This window comes from Parazoarcus communis SWub3 = DSM 12120 (assembly GCF_003226565.1).
GTDB lineage: Bacteria > Pseudomonadota > Gammaproteobacteria > Burkholderiales > Rhodocyclaceae > Parazoarcus > Parazoarcus communis.
On record NZ_QKOE01000050.1, the window covers coordinates 1 to 3152 of the forward strand.

The following is a 3152-nucleotide window of genomic DNA, read 5'->3' on the forward strand; positions in this document are numbered from 1 at the left end:
CTCGAACCCGAGAACGCGGAAGACCGGGAGAGTACGCGTGAGGAACGAGCGCTCTTTACGCAGATGTCGACGCTACTGGCCGAGCATGGCCTGGTCGTCCCCAACCCGTTCAAGCCCGAGGCCCCGACAGCACGGGTGAGCGTGTTCGTGACCGACCATCTGGGCACACCGTTGCGACTGATGGATCACAATGGCAAGACCCGCTGGGCGGCGCAGCACGATGACTGGGCGGCAGTCTCGGAAGAAAACGGCGTCAGACAGCCGATCCGGTTTCAGGGGCAGTGGATCGATGAGGAGTCCGGGCTTTATTACAATCGCTACCGGTACTACGATCCAACGCAGGGTCGGTATGTGACGCAGGATCCGATTGGGTTGATGGGGGGAAGCAATCTCTTCCATTATCAACATGACCCGCTAACCCAAATAGATCCGCTAGGATTGGCGAAAGCCGGACGATCATCCACTACGGGACGCTATCAAACAAAATCAGCAAAACCGCCAAAGTCGAACCCGCAAAAAGTTGGAGAAATGCCAGGAAAATGGGAGGCTACCTATAACAGCATCCGAGACAAGATGTCTGATTTATGGGATTTCATTAATCCAGCTGGTGACGAATTTGCAAGAATTGACGAGGCAATGATCTGTACAAGACAAAAGAACACAGAAACGGGCGTGGAATCCAAGCCTCACGATGTGATGGTAGAAAAACAGACCATGAGCACGAAAACAGCTGTAATCAGGACACCAACGTCATCAGAAGTTAACTCTTTGCCGGGGACTGTTTGCATTGAAACCAAACCCCGACCTAACTTCGACGCAGGACCACTCCCTGGACTTGGGCCATACGGCCGCTGATCAATCATCAAATCGAAAAACATCAAATCATGAAAAAAAATTATATTATTTCGATATTTATACCCGTAATATTAATTATATTACTATGGGCCATGTATGTTGCTGGATATAAGAACGGACAGTCCTTTCAATACACTGTTTGGCTATCTTCATCTGGGTATAACGCATACCATGAAGCTGAGAAATTTATGGAATCAGAATTCCTTAACAACCAAACCATCAAAGAATGCTATTTTCTTAAGAAGATAGAAGACAATCAAAATAGCATGAAAGAATGCAAATCACACACAGGATGCATGAAATATATAGAACGCTCGATTGGCACCGATCAATATGATCGCATCTACCATAAACTAGTTTCAATGAAAACAAACAATTCAAATTGTGTAAATAGCACTTTCAGCAATAAAACCATTAACTCGGCAATCAAATAGGTAATTTACGAAGCGTACCGCACCTGCTCATGCTTGAAATACGGCTGTACCAGATCATGCATCGCCGCAATGCGCGCCATGCAAGTGCGTGCCTTTTCAAGCAGTGCAGTGGACGTCTTCGCGATCGGGCCGGAACGGGCTTCTTGCAAGAAAATCAAAAGGGTCAGAGTCGTTTGAAGCCGCTGGGGCGGCTCACCGCCCCAGCCTGCCCGAGGCGCCGGTGACACGTTACGAACACAACGCCGTGGGCCGTCTCATCGCCCGTCACCTGCCGGCCACCGCGTGTGCGCCGGCGATCACCGAGCATTTCGCCTGGCGCGCCGATGGCCAGTTGGCCTCCTTCACCAGCCCCACGGCCGAGGTACGCTTCGCCTTCGATGCGGCCGGACGGGTGGTGCGCGAGTCGCAGTCGCATACGAATCAGACCGCGGATCCATGGCACTATGCCTGCGCCCACCGCTACGGTCTTCTCGGCCAGCCCGAAGCCGCCACCTATGGCGACGCCCCCGAGTGTGCTTGGCTCAGCTACGGCTCGGGCCACCTCCACGGCCTGCGCGTGAATGGCATCGAGATCGATTTCGAGCGCGATGCGCTGCACCGTGAGGTGTCGCGCACCCTGCGCCCCGACGGCCCTGCGCTGGGCGGCGCCCCCATCCTGAGGGAAACCCGCGCCTACACCGTGCTCGGGCAACTCTCACGCAGCGCACTGGCTACACCCCACGCCGCCCCCCTGATCCGCGAATACGCTTACGACGCCCATGCGCATCTGGCCTCGATCCGCCAGCGCGATGGTGCTGGCACCCGCGCCATCGCCTACGCCTACGATGCCTCGGGCCGGCTCATCGCCAGTCAGCACGGGGCGCAGCGCCACGACTACCGCTTCGACCCGGCCGGCAACCGCCTCGATGTCACCACCGCCGACGGCACGCTCGCGGCCCCAGCCGATGACGATTGGGCCCGCACCGTGGCGCGTAACCTGAGCGACCCCGAGTTCAACCTGCTCGGCAATCGCAAAGACGGCCGTCGTACCCCGAACACCGCACACTGGCCCGACAACCGCGTCACCGACCTCGCCGGCGTCAGCAGCCGCTTCGATGGCGCGGGCAACCTGGTCGAGCGCACGCTCGCCGATGGCACGCGGCTCGAACTCGGCTACGACGGCGCCCATCGGCTGGTGGCGCTCGAGCGGATCGCCCCCGACGGCACCCGCACGCAGGCCACCTATGCTTACGATGCGCTCTCGCGACGCATCGCCAAGTCCGTCTCCACCGGCCACGACATCCGCACCACCCGCTACGGCTGGGATGGCGAGCGGCTGGTGTGCGAGGCCACCGACACACTCACCACCACCGTCCTCTGCGAACCCGACAGCTTCGTGCCGCTACTGCGTATCGAGCAGGATCGGCTCGAACCCGAGGACGCGGAAGACCGGGAGAGTACGCGTGAGGAACGAGCGCTCTTTACGCAGATGTCGACGCTACTGGCCGAGCATGGCCTGGTCGTCCCCAACCCGTTCAAGCCCGAGGCCCCGACAGCACGGGTGAGCGTGTTCGTGACCGACCATCTGGGCACGCCGTTGCGACTGGTGGATCACAATGGCAAGACGCGCTGGGCGGCGCAGCCCGATGACTGGGCAGCGGTCTCGGAAGAAAACGGCGTCAGACAGCCGATCCGGTTTCAGGGGCAGTGGATCGATGAGGAGTCCGGGCTTTATTACAATCGGTACCGGTACTACGATCCAGGGCAATCGCACCTTCATGTCATCACCCCGAGCAGTTCTGCGCGAAATTTGTCCGACGTAGCGGCCAGCATGCGCTTGGTCTTTATGCTGCCCTTGCGTGATGTGTTCAATCGGAGGAGGTT

At 58.2% G+C, this 3152-nt stretch carries 1 protein-coding gene and 1 pseudogene; both read left to right on the top strand.

The genetic code is table 11. The features are described from left to right. Nucleotides 1–855, top strand: an 855-nt coding sequence (locus DNK49_RS25080; protein WP_207807095.1) for an RHS repeat-associated core domain-containing protein, incomplete at its 5' end; no start/stop codon positions are given. 1902 nt (nucleotides 856–2757) lie between these two features. Continuing rightward, nucleotides 2758–2982: pseudogene (locus tag DNK49_RS25260) on the top strand (RHS domain-containing protein); the annotation flags it as partial. Nucleotides 2983–3152 lie beyond the last annotated feature (170 nt).